Below are 17,640 nucleotides of genomic sequence, written 5' to 3' on the forward strand. Positions count from 1 at the left end.
CTTTTACAGCTTGCAGACTGTGCTTTTAGTTTTTGAGAAGTTAAATAAAAATCAGAGAACTGAATCTCCGATTTTCAAATTATTCGTTTACGAAGTCTTCTTCATAATCATCATCAGATGCATATGAATCTTCAAATGAGTTTTGTAATTCTTCGTTTTCTTGTGCTAAGTCACTTAAAACTTCGTCTAAGTCACCCATTTTTTCAGATTCTTTTAATAAGTCTGATGTGTACTTGTTAAAGTCTTCTGAAATGTATACATTACCATTTTCATCTTCAAGTGTATCATCTAAAATAACTTTGTTTGTGAAGTATGAACGTGGGTCACGAATGTCATATTTACCTTTAAGTTGGTAATTTGAGTTTGTTCCAGCAGGAATTTTGTGACCTAAAATAATGTTTTCTTTAAGACCATCTAAGTTATCAACTCTTTCTGCGATTGATGAGTTAACAAGAATCTTAGCTGTTTCTTGGTATGATGCAGCTGATAAGAATGAGTCGCTTAATAAAGGAGTTTGTTTTGCTCCACGGATTTTAACTTGACCATAAGCTGGTTTAAGTCCTTGAGCAATTAATCTTCCATTTTCTTTTTGGTAGATGAATGTATCCACTAAGCTTCCTGTGAAGAATTTTGAATCTCCTGGGTCTGTAATCATAATTTTTGAAAGCATTTGTCTAATAATGATTTCAATGTACTTATCTGAAATTGTAATACCTTGTAAACGGTAAAGTCTTTGAATTTCTTTTAATAAGTAGTTTTGAACTGCAGGTGTGTCAGCAACTTCAAGAAGGTCATTAATAATAATTGGTCCTTCAAAGATTTTTTGTCCTGGTCTAAGTGTTTGCCCAACTTTAACACGTAATTTTTGAGAAACTCTACCTGATGTTGTAACGATTTCTTTTTGTCCATTTGGTCTTGTTGTTTCAATTTCAACAAGCATAATGTCATTTTCTTTTCCGTTTTTATCTCTAGCCGGCGCAATTGAAACAACTGTTCCAGTTACAGGTGAGATAACAGCAGGTTTTCCTCAAGGTTTTTCATAGGCATCGATAAGTTCAAGAAGACGTCCAAATCCCCCTGTAATATCTTCAACCCCAGCAACCCCTCCGGTGTGGAATGTACGCATTGTAAGCTGTGTACCAGGTTCCCCGATACTTTGTGCAGCAACAACCCCAACAGCTTCACCAATGTTAACTAAACGGTTTGTTGCAAGGTCTTTTCCATAACAGTGAACACAAACTCCATTTCTTGTATGACAAGACAATACTGAACGAATTTCAACTTGGTCAATGTTGTACAAGTTAACAATTTTGTCAGCCATTTCAGCTGAAATTAATGTGTTTGCATCAACAATAATTTGACCATTTGCAGCAATTATTGGTTTGTTTGTGAATCTTCCTTCGATTCTTTCTTGTAATGACTCAATAACTGTGTTTGTCTTTGTATCTCTAATGTCTTTTACAACAAATCCAAAGTCTGAACCACAATCAACTTCTTTAACAACAATACTTTGAGCAACGTCAACAAGTCTACGTGTTAAGTACCCTGATTTAGCTGTGTTAAGAGCTGTATCTGTAAGTCCCTTACGAGCCCCGTGAGTTGATGAATAGAATTCGTAAGCACTAAGTCCACTAAGGAATGATGATTTAACAGGAACTTCAATTGTTGAACGAACAACACGGTCGTTTTCAGCATCGGCTTTAAGAACTTTAGTGTTGTTACTCATAAGTCCACGCATACCAGCTAACTGTGTAAAGTTAGATGAGTTTCCACGAGCCCCTGAAGTGAACATCATAAATAATGGGTTATCAATATCTGATTTTGTAACTTCTTTAAGATCTTTTTCAATTGATTCTTTAACTTGTGATCATTTTTGAATTGTTAAGCTGTAACGCTCATCGTCTGTTAAGTAACCTTCAAGGAAGAATTGTTTTAATTGGTCTGTGTATTCTTCCCCTTCTTTGATCTTTTGAGCTGTTGTATCTAATGTTGTAATATCATTCATTGAAATAGTTGTTCCTGATATTGTTGAATATTTGAACCCTAATTCTTTGATATTGTCAAGAATAGAAGCAACATAGTTTGTATATCTGAATCAAACTCTTTCTAACACTAATGTGTAATCATTAATGTTTCATTGTCTCTTAAGTTTGTGTGTTTCTTCATCTGTACCAATGATGAAGTTGATTCTTTCGAATTCTTCTTTAATGAAGTTTGAAATGTTTGTTGCGTGAATTGTAGGAATACGTTCACCTGCATAGTCAATTAATGCAGCACAGTCATTGAAACGACTTTCAAAGTTGTTTACATCTGTAGAATCAATAACACCTGCGATGTCTTCCATTGTTACAACGGCAACATATTTTTTGTACACGTTAAGAACAATTTTTGCAATGTCTTTTTTGTTTAATCCTAAGTTAACAGGGATATCTTTAAGATATTCGGCAAAGTTTGTTCCATAAGGCATTGTGTATTTGTCTAATGCATTTTCTGATGTGTCTAATCTTTCTTTTTCAGAAACTGAAATTGAGCCATCTGCATTAACTGTTTCTTTTCTTACTATTGATTTACCAAAGATAAATTCAAAGTCTGATGGGAATACTTTGTTTAAGATGAATTTACCTACTGTTGAGAAAATGTAAGGATTTGATGTATGTAATTTAACTGAATTTTTATCTAATTCAGAAACTGGCAACACAACTCTTGTATGTAAGTTAACAATACCATTTTCATAAGCTAACATCATTTCTTCATAGTTAGCAAAGATTTTACCTTCATTAGGTTGTCCTGCTTTTTCAATAGTTAAGTAGTAAAGACCTAAAATCATATCCTGTGAAGGGTTAATGATAGGTTCTCCATCTTTTGGTCCAAGGATGTTTTTAGAAGCTAACATTAATTCGCGAGCTTCTCTAACAGCTTGATCTGAAATAGGAACGTGAACAGCCATTTGGTCCCCATCGAAGTCGGCGTTGAACGCTGTAGTTACTAATGGGTGTAATTTAATAGCTTTTCCTCTAATTAAAACAGGTTGGAATGCTTGAATTGATAAACGGTGCAATGTAGGAGCACGGTTTAAAAGAACTGGTCTTCCATCAATAGCTTTTTCAACATATGGTCAAATGATTGGGTTTAATGAGTCAATCATTTTCTTAGCAGATTTAACAGATGTGATTGAAGTTTCATTCTCTAATAATTCTTTGATAATTCAAGGTTCGAATAATTTAGCAGCCATATCTCTTGGGATACCAACTTCGTGCATTTTAAGAGTTGGTCCTACAACGATAACTGAACGACCTGAATAGTCAACACGTTTTCCTAAAAGGTTTTGTCTGAAACGACCTTTCTTACCAACAAGAGCATCAGAGATAGATTTAAGAGGGTGTCCATCTTTTGATGTAACTGGTGTAGGTTTCTTTCTGTTGTTATCGATTAAAGCATCAACAGCTTCTTGAATCATACGATACTCGTTTTGTTTAATTAACATAGGAGCATCAGCTTCGTTTCATTTAGCTAAACGGTTGTTTCTGATAATGATACGACGGTAAAGTTCGTTAACATCACTTGTTGAGTGTCTTCCACCATCAAGTTGAACTAATGGACGTAAGTCAGCTGGGATAACTGGTAAGTTGTAAATCAACATATTTTTTGGATGTTGACCTGATTTAATAAATGAGTTGATGATTGTTAAACGTTTGTAAAGTTTTCCTCTTTCTTGTTCTTTTGTTGAAGAAAGATTTCCATTCTCATCAGCTTCTTGGTTAATTAAATCAATTTCAGCTTGAACTTTTTTAGCTTCTTCTTCTAAATTAATGTGAGTTAATAAATATTCAATTGCTTTTGAACCTGTGTCAATTTTAGCATCTGAATATTCGTGAATAATTTCGTTGTATTGATAGAAGTCAATACCGAAGTCTTTACCAATTTTAGATTCAGCATATGTTCTCAGTTCATCTAAAGCTGTAGCGATGTCTTCGTATTCATCTGTATCTTTATCATACATTTTTAACATTTCCATTAATGCAGCTTCATAAATGTTTGCAGCTTCGTTAATGTCAATGATTGTGTTTTTCTTTAATGACTCTAAACCACCATCTTCTAAAACTATGTGTGATTTGTAGTAAATTAATTTTTCTAAGTCTGCTTTTGTTACTTGTTTTGAAGAGTCAGCAACTCTAAGTCCAAGTAATTTAGCAATAATTGAGTGATCGATTTTAAAGAATCAGAAGTGGACAACAGGGTTGTGTAATTTGATGTGTCCCATTCTGCTTCTACGTGTTATTTTAGGTAAAATAACTGGTTTGTATTTTTCACAAGCAGGTGTTCTAGTACATACTGAGTTTTCATCACTTTTTTTGTATTTTGTACCACAAACAGGACATTTGTAGTCTGTTGTAGGTCCAAAAATAAGTTCATCAAATAAACCATCTTTTTCTGGTTTATATGATTTATAGTTAATTGTTTCAGGTTTTGTAACTTCACCGTGAGATCATTTTAAAATGTCTTCATCTGTTGCAAGTGAGAGAGTAATTTTATTGATTTTATCTTCTACTGATTTAGCATCGAAATTTGAATTATTCATATCAATCTCCCCCTGTTTCATGTGAATCTACATAGTGATATTGTTCACTATCATCGTAATCATTGTCGTAGCTTTCTACTTCAGTTGTTTCAAGTTTCATTCCAAGACCTTTAAGTTCATATGAAAGAACGTTAAATGATTCTGGAATACCTGGTGTAGGTAATTGTTTTCCTGATACTAATGCACTATATAACGCATTACGTCCAGCGATGTCATCTGATTTATATGTAAGGATTTCTTGAAGAACGTTTGTTGCTCCATAGGATTCGATAGCTCATGTTTCCATTTCCCCGAATCTTTGTCCCCCGTTTTGAGATTTACCTCCAAGAGGTTGTTGTGTAATAAGTGAGTATGGACCAACTGAACGAGCGTGCATCTTGTCATCAACCATATGGTTAAGTTTAAGCATATACATAACACCAACAGAGATAGGTTTATCAAATTTTCTACCTGTAATAGGGTCGATTAAAATTTGTTTTCCACTCTTGTTTAATCCAGCTTCTTCTAAACAAGCTTCAATGTCTGACTTCTTAATACCATCGAATGATGGAGTAACGAATTTAACATTTAATTTTCTAGCAGCCATTCCTAAGTGAAGCTCAAGAACTTGACCAATGTTCATACGTGAAGGAACCCCTTGAGGGTTAAGCATAATGTCAAGTGGTGTTCCATCTTCTAAGTATGGCATATCTTCTTCAGGAAGCACGATTGAGATAACCCCTTTGTTTCCGTGACGACCAGCCATCTTATCCCCGACTTTGATTTTACGTTTTTGAGCAATAGAAACCTTAACAATCTTGTCAATTCCTTCTTCTAAAACATCACCTTTTTCTCTAGAAAGAACTTCAACGTGAATTACAGTACCATTGTGACCGTTTTTAACTTTAAGAGATGTATCTTTTGATGTTTGTGGACGTTGTTGAAGAATAGCCATTAAAAGTTTTTCTTCTTGAGATGGGTTTTCTTCTCCTTTAGGTGATAATCTACCAACTAAAACGTCACCAGCTAAAACTTCTGATCCAACTTTAACAATACCGTTTTCATCTAAGTTTCTTAATGAGTATTTAGAAACGTTTGGAATGTCGTTTGTTAAGATATCGTCACCAGCACGTGATGATCTGAATTGAATTGTTTGTTCTTCAATGTGAATTGATGTATAAACATCATCTTTAACTAATCTTTCGTTGATGATAACAGCATCCTCAAAGTTGTATCCGTTTCAAGTTGTAAATCCAACAAGAACGTTTTTACCAAGAGCCATTTCTCCATCTTTGAATGAAGAACCATCAACTAATAAGTCACCAGCTTTAATTTCTTGTCCAACTTCAACAATTGGTTTTTGTTGAATTAATGTACCTTGGTTACTTCTTTCGAAGTTTCTAAGTGTATATTTATCAAAGCTTTCTTTTGTTGTAATTTCTCCTGTTTTAGGATCTTTTACTTCTTTAAAGTGTTTTACGTGGATTTTTGATCCATCAACAAAATCAACAACCCCATCTCCTTTAGCTCTTAAGTTGTATGATGAGTATTTAGCAATATCTGCCTCAATACCTGTTCCAACATATGGAGCTTCTGCTTGGATTAATGGAACTGCTTGACGTTGCATGTTTGATCCCATAAGTGCACGGTTGGCATCATCGTTTTCTAAGAACGGAATAGCAGCGGCAGCTATAGAAACAATTTGTTTTGATGAAACCTCAATGAAATCAATTTCATGTGGTTTACCAATGATATAGCTGTAATCACGTCTAATTGTTAATAAGTCATCTGTAATATTGTTGTTGTCATCAACGTGAACTGATGATTGAGCAAATGAGTATCCAATTTCTTCAGCAGCTGTTAAGTATCTAATGTCGTTGTAATCTACAACCCCATTGTTAACTTTGTAGTATGGAGTTTTTAAGAACCCTAAATCATTAACTTTTGCATATGTTGCATAGTTTAAGATAAGACCGATGTTTGGCCCTTCAGGTGTTTCAATAGCACAAATTCTTCCGTAGTGAGTTGCGTGAACGTCACGAACTTCGAATTGAGCTGTATCACGGTTAAGACCTCCAGGTCCAAGTGATGTAACACGACGTTTGTTTGAAACTTCTGATAATGGGTTAATTTGATCCATAAATTGTGAAAGTTTTGATGAGTTAAAGAATTGTTTCATTTGGTTTGTTACAAGTTTGTTGTTTGTAACGTTTTTAGGTGTAACCTTGTCAGCTTCTTTAGCTCCCATACGCTCACGAGTTGCTTTTTCAAGTTTTGTTAAAGCAACTGATAATTGACCTTCTAATAATTCACCAACTGAAACGATACGTTTGTTTGTTAATGAATCTGGATCATCGTCTTTACCAATTCCATCTGTTAAGTTGAAGTAGTAGTTAATTGCAGCAACTATATCTGAAATTAATAAGTGTGGCTCAACTGATTTTGGATCGTTACCGATTACTAAAACAGGTTGTTCTGGTTTTTCTTCCATTCATTTTCTAGTTGGGTAAACTCAAACTTTAACAATGTGTGTTCTCTTTGATAACACCTTGCTGTTCTTAATAACGTGGTGGTAAACAATTTCTGGATCAATTCCAGGAATTCTTTCGTATGAAATTTTTCCTTCGTTAAATAAGTTTTGAATTTCTTTAGCTTTTCTTATGTCGATGAATGTTCCTCTTGTAAATGCAGGTTCATCTGCACCTTTAAGATAAATATCTTTAGCTAAGTATGTGTTTGTAATTCTGTCAACTAAAGAAAGTTTTTCATTTAACATATGACGACCTGTTACAGATAAGTTGTAACGTTTCTTATCAAAAAGCATTCCTGGTAATAATGAACGTTTAGCTTCTTCAGAAATACGGTCACCTTTTCTTAAACCTCTGAAAAGTTCTTCTTGACATGCATCAAGTAATTCTTCAGATGTGAATTCTGAGTTTAAGATAAGTTTGTCTTTCTTAAGTGTTTCATCAAGTAATTCATTGTTTTCACCAAATAACTCTCTAATTGTTTTTTGTGAAAAACCAAATGCTCCTAAGAATGTAGCTAAGTTAACATTTTTGTTTTTGTCAATTTTAATCTTAACTGCATCTAATGTTGATGATGTAACTTTGTGAGAAACTTCAAGTCAAGAACCGATTCTAGGTAAGATTTCTAATTTGTTGAAAAGGTCATCAGATTGTTTGTTACGCACACCTAATCCGAAGTATGCTCCTGGTGAACGAATTAACTGACTAACGATAACTTTTTCAGAACCGTTGATAATAAAACTTCCACCACTTGTCATGTATGGAATTTCCCCAAGTAAAACTTCATCTTCTTTAATTTCACCTGAGTTTTTAACTTCACTTTTTAAAGTAACGAAAACTTTTGCACTAAAGTTCATTCCCTTCGCTTTAGCTTTTTTGATTTCTTCACTTTCACTAGTGATTTTTTTGAAAGGTAATTCTAATCTAACAGAACCCTTTTTGTATTCAAGCTTAACTTCTCTGTTAGCAGCTTCAATAGGGTAAATTTCTAAAAGACATTCTTGAATCTTTTTGTTCATAAAAAGTTCGAAACTTTCTTTACTTGTTTCAAGAATATCAAAAAGTGGAAGAGTAGTCTTTGTGACTGAGTAATCTCTTCTTCAAGTTTTTGGACCAAATTTACGTAATTTGTAATTGTGTTGTTCCATATTTGTCATTCCTTTCTTGCAGATAAACCTTCAATAAGAATAAAAAAATACACCTCTATGTACAATTTATATAAAAGGTATATAAATTTTACATTAAAAATGTAATTTTTAAAGGTGTATTTTAAAGCATTTTAAGTGAAATCATAAGATATTTTTTAGTATTTTTAAACCTATGTGCTAGGCTTAAAAATTTATTTTGCAAAATTTCCTCAAAAAATTTTGTTAAAAATCTTTTTTAAAGAATAGTAAATCTTGCGATTTTGAAATAAAATTTCGCTGCTTTTTGAATGAATTTCATAACTTTGAATTATTGATATAAAACTTGAGTTTATCTTTATTTTTGAAGATTAAATACGCAAGTTCCAACATGATTAAAAACACATAAGCAGGCAATATTAATGGAACAATTTTCGAATACTCTTGAGTCTCTTGATATTTATTAATAGTTTTATAAATACTGATATTTGCAAATGCTCCATAAATAATTGCATTTCTAAATGATTTTTCATATTCAAATAAGTTAGTTGAAATTATTTGATTTTTAATTTGTGGAATTATAAAGTTTCTGTAAATAAATCATTTCGAATTACCCTGAGCTTGCATATTTGAAATTTTTCTTCTATCAATTGAGTTAATTGATTCAGCAAACTGCTTGCACATATGTCTAAATGACGAAATTAAGATTGCTGAAGTTATTGCAACTTGACTTTTCATCAGTGGATTAAACATATAAAATCAAATTACTGCAGGTATGATTTTGATAATTATCAAAATCGTTTTGTTAAATCACACAAGATATGAATTAAATAAGTTTTCTGACAATATAAATGAGTAAGCTATTGCGAAAATAAACGCAAGACCAACAGCCACATAAGCACACATAAAAATGTATAAATAATCTTTATAAATGTCAGTTTTCACAACATCACTGAAGTCTCAAAGAAATAGCGATTTAAAGAATAGTGAGAATGTTTTTACGTCTACCTTACTATGGAATAAGCCTGTTAAACTTCAAATAAATATCCCAAAGTAAATAGCTAAAATAAATCAGAAAACATACTTTCTTCAGTTATATTTGAATTTATTTAAGTCTGCTTTTGAATTAATTGTAATGTTAGGTTTAACAAATAAAACTTTATTAAAGAAGAATAATAATCCTTCGTTGATTAATATAAACAAGAATATAAAGAATAAGGTTATCCCTATATTTTTTTGGTATTTACTTAAATCACCAAAAAAGAACCCTAATCCATTTATTCCAACAATACCTAAAACTGAAACTCATCTTATGTTTGATTCATAAGATAAGAAGAAGTTGACTCAAAACTTATTTTTGAGTACTAATACAATATTTGTATAAAATGACTTTAATTTTGAAGATCCTTTTGCAATATCATTTCAATATTTTTTAGTATCAGCTGCTTCTATTAAATCATTAATGTACTTGTGCAATCATAATCAAGTAAATCAGAAATAAATAGTAAATGCAGCTAAATAAGGGTCAAAGGAAATTTTAAATATCAATAAAAACACAATTACAGGAAAAGCTCTTAGCAATAAGAGAATTATTTTAATAATTAAAGGTATTGATTTGTGTTTATGAATATTCGTTGAAGCAAAAAAACCTGTAAATAAAGCTGCTAGAAAACCTAAAATGCTACCACAAGTTATTGTTTTGACTGTTTGGATAAAGTATTTAAAGTTTAATTCTCATAAGTTTTCAGTTAAGTTTTTGTTATATGACTTGAATGAAAACATATCTGTAAAATTTTTAGCAGCTCTTTTTCAACCTGGATTCGAAACCGGAGAAAAGAAACCTAAATAATACATTGAGACTATTAATAAAATAAGTGCAACTAATATTAATATTCACTTTTTGAAAAGGGACTTATTTTGATATTTTGTTAACTTCGTTTGGTTCATCAAAATAACTTTCTATTTGTTTTTTATCAAATTCACCTTTAATAAATACTTTATCCACTTTTCCACGTTTAAGCGATATTAACTTATCACAGTATTGGATTGCTAAATTCAAATCATGAATTGCGATAATCGTATATCTATCTTTAGAAAACTCTTTTAAAAGTTTCATAACATTATGTGAATTTTGGTTATCTAAATTACTTGTGAGTTCGTCTCCAAGTAAAATTTGTGGTTCATTAATGAAACTGATTAATAATTGAGCTCTTTGTTTTTGACCACTAGATAACTTATTTATTGGTGCAAGGAGCAAGTTAGAAATTTGTAATCTTTCAGCAAGATTTCAAATTTTATCTCTTGTTTCCTTATCAATAAATTTAAAGAACTTATAAATAAAGTTTTTGTAGTGCTTGTAATTAAATTTCAGATTATCAAAAGTTGAGTAATTAACTAAATTTAAACCATCAGGATCAACATATTCGATTTGGTTTTTATATTTTCTTTTTTGGTTTTTCGTTAAATTTTTAATATATAAATCATCTACGATGACTGAACCGTTTGCTATAGTGTCAAGGTCATAAAAGGATTTAAGGATTGTTGATTTTCCTGCTCCTGATTTTCCAATTAGACCAACTAATTGGCCTTTTTGGATAGTAAAATTAAGATCTTTTAGATCAAAATTTTCATTATCTTTATATTTAATTACTACATCTTTAAACTTTATCATTCTTTTAAATCTCACTTAATTTATTTCAATATTCTGTTTGTTCATTATCAATTGACTTGTATCCGTAGAAACCATTTTTAGGTCCTCAAATATCTTTATTTTGTTCTGATAATGATTTAAACACTGAGTTAATAGTTTTTTTAGCTTTGTCAGTAACTCTTGAACTGTAAACTCCTACATTGTATGGTAATGGGTCTGTTACAGTCAAGAAGTAAATATCTTGTTGTTGATCCCCTTCACCAGGTCTAACTTCTGGATTAACCTTGTATGAAAACTTTTTACTATCCTTATATTTTGTATATGAATAAGAACCTTCATTATCGAAGAAAATGTGAATATTAGCATTAGCTTGTGTTGAAGCTTCAGTTAATTTAGCCTGTTTTATTTTATCTGAGTATGTAACTCTTAATTGATCAAGTGAAACAAATGGTTTGTTTGTTTCTGTATTAAAGTTTTTAGCAAATAATGCTTCTGGTAATAGGTATTTGCTTCCTGATGAGCTTTTACCAATTCCTATTCCATATGAAACAAATTTTTCTAAATCTTTAGTTTTTCAAGCTTTAATAATTTCATCAGCCATAGTACGAGTTGCAACGATTGCAATTAACCCTCTTTGGTATGGTACTAATTCATCTGAATAAAATCTAGGGTAGTAACTTTCAGCTCATTCTCCCTCAGGTTGATTTCAACCATTCCCTCAGTCTTTTTGTTTGAAGTACATGTTTTCAGAAGCTGCAATCGTCATTAAAGATGCACCTGAATCTTTTGAATAAGTTGCATCTTTAATGTCACCTTTAAATTGTTTTGTTAATGTTTGAAGTGCAACTGATAAGTTTTCTGAAATGAATTCATCTTTTTTGCTTAATAATGTTCCTGAATTAATGAAAGCTAAATCAGTTTCACCTTTTAATAATTCATCTTTTGCAACATTATATGAATCATCTTCAACTAACTTAATGTTAAGTTTGATTGATTTATCAATCTTTTGAATTTCTGAATTAAATAAATTATTTAACTCAGTTTTGTAAGTGTCTGCATTTTCAATACCATAAGGTTTGATTAGAGAAAGTGTATAAGTAGTCACTTTTTCATCTTCTCTTGCAGAAGAACACTGACCAGCAACAGCTGGTAATGTTGTTAGCGCAAGTAAACTTGCACCAAATAGTAAGCTTTTTGATTTTATTTTCATATAAATAAAAAATCCTTTCTTTTGAATGAAAGGACATCGAAAAAGAAAGACTCGCTACGCTGGCATTACCCAGTTCAGCTAATAAGAGTATTTCTCAACCTGCGATTAAAAAATAAAAGCAAGTACCTCTGTCCTTGCTTAATATTTTACTTTAAAAATCAAAATACAAAGTTGTTTTTACAATTTTGTTTCTTCATCATAACTAAAGGCTAATTCTTCATTATTTTCATCATCTTCAGTTGTTGAAATTGAAGCTAAATTTTTATTATTAATAAGTTCATTATAGAGAGTTAAGTCTTCAAAAATTGGATTGTCTTTTTTCTCTCTAACACTTACTCCATGCGATGTAAGTAAAGCTTGCGATTCATTAAATACACTTACTAAATCTGGATTAACTAATGAAGTATGAGTCTGAGTTTCTCCTAAATCAATTGAACTTTCTATATTAACTGTTTGAATAACATGAGTTCAGGTTTGAAATTCTTTAAGAGTACAGTAAACATAATGATCTAAATTATCGTCAATTGAGAATGAGTTTCTTTTAACAAATGACTCAACATAACTTGAGTTTGTTTGAGAGTTAAGTGATTGAATTTTACCTTCAATAAGCATTTGAACAAGTGGCGAAACTGTTTTGTTAAATACTTTTGAAACCTTTCCCCACTCAAGAACTTGAGTATCATCAAAGAAGTAAACGTAATCACAGCTATTTTTGATAAATTGAAGATCATCTGTGATGATAATAATATTCATATTATTTGCATTAGCAAATTTGAAAAGAACTCTATAGAATTCATTTCTAGCTTCAGGAGCAATTGTTTTTATGTCATCAGAGATGAATAAAAACTTGATTTCATCCAATGCAAATTTTGTAATTTTAAGTTTGATCTTATCCAATGTATCTAGAGTCTTGTATTTATCTAAATACTTGTGGTGTGTGATTGCTGAGTTTTCAAATGTTTCAACAAATTTAAACATTGCACTTAAATCTTTAACAAACTCAAACTTAGGTGTTGCAGTCGTTTTAGAAAAATCAATTAAATCTGATAACATCCTAGAAACTCAAGTGCTTTTCATTAAAAATTTAATATTAGAAAAACTATTTAATACTTTTGTTAAGTTTTCAGAATTATCATTTTTAAATACAGCAGAAAGTTCAGATACTGTTTTGTCTAACATTTTTTCAATCTTTTTATAACTTGCATTAAATTCCTGGAGCTTCCTGTCTTTATTTTTAATAAGATTCTTAAACAATCTTTCTTGAGTATTTGTTTCTCACTCTAATTCAGCATTTGCGAGTTGAATCGTTTGACTAAAATCATGAACCATAACTTCATTTTTATAACTTGATATATAGTTAAAACGTTTAGATTGAATAGTTTTAATTATTGCTTTATTGCTACTAATTTGATTTTTAATAAACTCAAAATTACTTTTTGATTTACTAATAAATCTATTGATATTAATATCAAATTCCCTAGAAATAAAACTCTTAATCCTACTTACCGTTGTATTTTTATATTTATTTCTGATATCACCAAAGTTTTTATTGATGAAAATATTGACTTCAGACTCAATTTGTGATTTAAGGTGTTCTAAATCTTCTTTCTTCAAGAATCTAAGATTTCAATAATTCTGTTCTCAAAGTTTTAGCTCTTGTTTTTTAATTAAAATATCTTTTATACAATCAAAATATTCAGGACTTTTAAAGACTGCAATTCTTGATTGAATTTCAAAAACATTAATTTGTTTTTTAATTTGTTTAATAGTTGCAAAAATGTATTTCCGAGAATAAGCTTTGAGTTGTTCTTTATATTCTTTGTAAAATGCAATCTCAAACTTTAAGTCTCTAATTTTGAGATCGTTTTCTACTTTTGCAATACTTGTGCTATTAATCTTTTCAATAAATTCAAGTTTGTATTCACTTTCTTGAATTTTAGTTTTTTTATCACTTAATGCATTATTTTCAACGTTGTTTAAGACATCTATAAATTCTTTTGAAACTACTTTGAATAAGTCAATAAAGATTTTAAATAAGTTTTTATTAAACTCATTTGCAATGAAAAATATGTTTCCTAATTGAACTTCTTTGTTTTGTTTATCTTTTTTTACAAACGCTTCTTTAGCAGCGTTGAAAAAGTGTGATAAGTCACCGTTGAAGTTATCTGAAAGTTCGCTAAAGTCGCTAATGAAATCACTTATGTGTCCATATGTTAGGTTTTTTAGTGGGTGAGCGAATTGCTCATAAACTTTTTGTTCTTTTAAAAGTTTATCTTTGTTCTTAACAACTGATAAACAACTAAGTCAAATATCGACTAAAGGAATGTTGTTATCATCGTCATCACTAATATTAAGAAGGTCAAAATAGTCACTAATATAATCTAAATCTTTCTTTCTATTTGTGAAATCATTAGTATTGTCGTATCTATCTGCTTCATCAATTAATTTATTGTAGTTATATAGGGTTAAAAATGAATTCTTGTCCTTAAGTTCAAAGTTTCTAACTTTTTTATAAGTTAAATTTTTGTTATCTTTGGAAATATAGAAGGCTGTTTTTGAATTAGAATAGATTTTAATTTCAGGAATAGAAATAGAAGAGTAAGGCCATTTATCTTGCTCCTCACTCTTTTTTATAAAGATATTTGAAATTGTTAATTGAAGATCTTTATTTTTCATTAGTATCCTAATTTTGAATTTTTCTTAATCAACTTAATAATGATTGAATATGAATAGTAAATAACAAAAACGTTAAATCAAATCTTGACAGGACTGGAAATAATATGTTGAGTTATTCATAAGAAAATATCTTTTGTTTCTCCATTTCCTAAACTCATATTATCCCCAAGAGATAAAATTGGTATATTTATAAGTTCCAAGAAAGTAGAGAACACTATAATCGGGACAAATATTAAGAAGCGCTCAACCCTCATTTTGAATCTTGCAACAATTATGAAAATAAGTAATAATGACATCCCTGTGATCATTAAAGCAAGCAATCCTCAACGATTTGGAATTAAGCCTTTTTCAATATATTTATCTGGAACTCAAAAACCTACATAGTAAGTTATTATAATAATTACCAATGATATTAAAAAGACTGCTGCAGTGGTATAAACATTCTTTAAGATGTCTTTTGAATTATCATCTCTAATGAATGCCCTTTTTGAATTAAGTTTAATTAACTTATCGCCAACTTTAATAGCTTTTTCCATAGTAGCTTCATTTTTAGAAAGCTTTCTATATTTCTGAGCTAATAAAGTAATTTTAATTGAAATTCTTTCAAGTCTATATTCCTTGCTGAAAGCATATTGTAAAAACGACACAAAATAAAACCCGAAGATACCCGAAATAAGACCATTAATAGCTGTCGCTAGAGTGTACATCGGGTTATAACCAACAGGTGGAACAAAAAGTAACGATAATAAATCTGATACAACACCAACAAAAACCCCAATGACAGGTCCAAAAACAAAACCTGTGATTTTTACAGGTAATCCTATAAATGAGAATTTGAATGATGGAATATTAACAATAGGCATTAACTGAGCTGCAACAACGGTAAAGCTAACTGATATAGCAATCAAGATGGCTATAAAAACCATATTCTTAATAGTTCATTTACGTAATAGTCCTCACTCCGATAATGACGACATAAGCTTAGCTGTTACCTTTGTTTTCATATTATTAATTTTATAATAATTCCTATTTATTAAATTATTAATTTAATAAATAAAAAAGACCTATCTAGTAGGCCTAAATGTCTAATATCATTTATTGAAAATTTGAAGTAGTTTGAGTATTTTTGGTTTATTTTGCAATATCTTTAAAGTTCTCTTTTCTTTATAGACTTGTGTTTTATAAATTACAGATTTTTTGTGTGTGAATGTATCAAAACCAGCTTTACCTCTATACTTACCAATTCCACTTTTACCTCTACCTCCAAATGCTAAACGTCTATTTTGTAGTTGTAAAAGTATATCATTTATCACTATTGAGCCGGCTTTAATTTCATTAGTTACTTTATCAATTTCATAACTATTTCTTGTGAACAAGTAAGCTGTTAATGGTTCAGATTTTGAATTTACAAATTTAACCGCATCGTCTAACTCATTAAAAGTAATAATAGGCAACAATGGTCCGAAAATTTCTTCAGACATAACTTTCTGAGTTGTGTTATCTGATAATTCTAAGATATTTAAATCAAATTGTAATGTTTCTTCATTCCTTTTAGCTTGTGGTGCTAATTTAACCAATCTATCATAATGTTCCTTATTTACAATTCTTACAATATAAACTAGGACAAGTCTTATAGACAATTTATAAAAAATCAAAGCATCTCAACATTGTTGAGGTGTTTTTCAATTTAACACAGATTGAAATCTTTCATTGTTATATCATTCAATGTAATCTTTGATAATGTTTTTGAGTTTATCAAAGCAAATTGTTTTGTAATTTACAAAGTTTAAACACTCAGATTTAATGTTTGAAAAGAAATATTCAACTTCCCTATTATCTAATGAATTTCCAACCCTACCCATAGATACATTACCATTGTTTTTGACAACTACATCGAGATATTTAGATGATGAATATTGAAATCCGTGATCGGAATGAAGGATTCAAGGTTTTTAAACTTGATATCCTTGATGTGTGAAATAACTAAATCTGTGTCATTTCTTCTTGATAAGTTTCAATTTAAAATTTTCTTTGTTTTATGATGTATTGCAACTGAAAGATAAACGTGGTTTTCATCTATATCGTTTGGTGCTTTTATATATGAAACATCTGTCGCAATAATATTATTTGTAATCCCATTGTAATCTCTATTTACAAGATCTTTAATCTTAACATTTGTATTCTTGATTTCTCTGACTTTACGTTTTGGCCTAACTACACAAATTAGATTTAATTTGTTCATTATTCTTCCCAATGTTCTGTAATTTATGTCTATTTTATATACTTTTAGTATATAAATGCTCAATCTTCAACGACCAAAACGACCTTTATTTTCATAAAAGGCCTTTTTGACAATTGAATGTAATTCTTCATTTTCAGTCTTTTGAGAGACTTCTTTATCGAATTGCGAAATTTTCTTATAAAAAGTAGATTTTGGTATTCCTAAAAATATATAAATTGTTTATTTGTAACAGAAGATGATTTCTTGATTTTGCTTCAATCAATTTCCATTTTATTATCTCTGAAAATTTCAAGCATAATTTTTATGAATTCATTCTTTTGCTCATCAGTCATTTCTTCAATCATTGAATCATCCGTTTCAATAGGTTTCTTTTTAGGTCTTCCAGAACCCTTTCCTTTTTTAGGAGCTGTTCCTGTTTTTGAAAATATTACAGTTTCGTCTTTTTGATATTCTCTAAATTTATTTCAAATTCTACGTCTAACATTTTCTTTAAAGTAATCCTTATTATATTTTTCTGAAATATAAGATGCAAATTTGTATTCATATTCATTTGTGTATTCTCAATTTTCTATTCATTTGAATAGATCTAATCATTCATAATGTTTCAATTGTTTACCCATTTGTAAAATCCTTTCTCTTATTGTAAACAAAA

At 30.0% G+C, this 17,640-nt stretch carries 10 protein-coding genes and 1 riboswitch; all 10 genes read right to left on the reverse strand.

From position 1 onward, the window contains the following. Window positions 1-79 precede the first annotated feature (79 nt). Window positions 80-4,579: a DNA-directed RNA polymerase subunit beta' gene (locus tag NPA13_RS02595; RefSeq protein WP_257088932.1), complete on the reverse strand. Its 4,500-nt coding sequence runs from the start codon at window positions 4,577-4,579 to the stop codon at window positions 80-82. Then, window positions 4,572-8,234: a DNA-directed RNA polymerase subunit beta gene (locus tag NPA13_RS02600; protein WP_257088934.1), complete on the reverse strand. Its 3,663-nt coding sequence runs from the start codon at window positions 8,232-8,234 to the stop codon at window positions 4,572-4,574. The genes NPA13_RS02595 and NPA13_RS02600 overlap by 8 nt, the downstream gene beginning before the upstream one ends. Before the next feature lie 222 nt (window positions 8,235-8,456). After that, on the reverse strand, window positions 8,457-10,064 hold the full coding sequence (locus NPA13_RS02605) for an ABC transporter permease (RefSeq protein WP_257088936.1): 1,608 nt from the start codon (window positions 10,062-10,064) through the stop codon (window positions 8,457-8,459). Between the two features lie 58 nt (window positions 10,065-10,122). Then, entirely contained in the window at window positions 10,123-10,881 is a 759-nt protein-coding gene (locus NPA13_RS02610) for an ABC transporter ATP-binding protein (RefSeq protein ID WP_257088938.1), read from the reverse strand. Window positions 10,882-10,885: 4 nt separating this feature from the next. Beyond that, window positions 10,886-12,070, reverse strand: coding sequence for an ABC transporter thiamine pyrophosphate-binding lipoprotein p37/Cypl (cypl, locus tag NPA13_RS02615; RefSeq protein WP_257088940.1), 1,185 nt, complete (start codon window positions 12,068-12,070; stop codon window positions 10,886-10,888). A gap of 34 nt (window positions 12,071-12,104) precedes the next feature. Further along, window positions 12,105-12,210, reverse strand: a riboswitch (TPP riboswitch). Window positions 12,211-12,247: 37 nt separating this feature from the next. Beyond that, window positions 12,248-14,746 (reverse strand): MAG1360 family OppF-related protein, encoded by a 2,499-nt coding sequence (locus NPA13_RS02620; RefSeq protein ID WP_257088942.1) that lies wholly within the window; start codon window positions 14,744-14,746, stop codon window positions 12,248-12,250. After that, window positions 14,746-15,750 carry an ECF transporter S component gene (locus tag NPA13_RS02625; protein ID WP_257088944.1) on the reverse strand — a complete coding sequence of 335 codons (1,005 nt, stop codon included), beginning with the start codon at window positions 15,748-15,750 and terminating at the stop codon, window positions 14,746-14,748. Before NPA13_RS02625 ends, NPA13_RS02620 begins: the two co-directional genes overlap by 1 nt. 81 nt (window positions 15,751-15,831) lie before the next feature. Then, window positions 15,832-16,608: an aldehyde dehydrogenase family protein gene (locus NPA13_RS02630; protein ID WP_257088946.1), complete on the reverse strand. Its 777-nt coding sequence runs from the start codon at window positions 16,606-16,608 to the stop codon at window positions 15,832-15,834. Between the two features lie 26 nt (window positions 16,609-16,634). Next, entirely contained in the window at window positions 16,635-16,988 is a 354-nt protein-coding gene (locus tag NPA13_RS02635; RefSeq protein WP_257088949.1) for a hypothetical protein, read from the reverse strand. 200 nt (window positions 16,989-17,188) lie between these two features. After that, a complete protein-coding gene (locus NPA13_RS02640; protein ID WP_257088951.1) occupies window positions 17,189-17,608 on the reverse strand; it encodes a hypothetical protein in 420 nt (139 codons plus the stop codon). Between the last annotated feature and the right edge of the window lie 32 nt (window positions 17,609-17,640).

The organism is Mycoplasma sp. 2045 (assembly GCF_024582715.1).
Classification (GTDB): Bacteria; Bacillota_I; Bacilli_A; order Mycoplasmatales; family Metamycoplasmataceae; genus Mycoplasmopsis.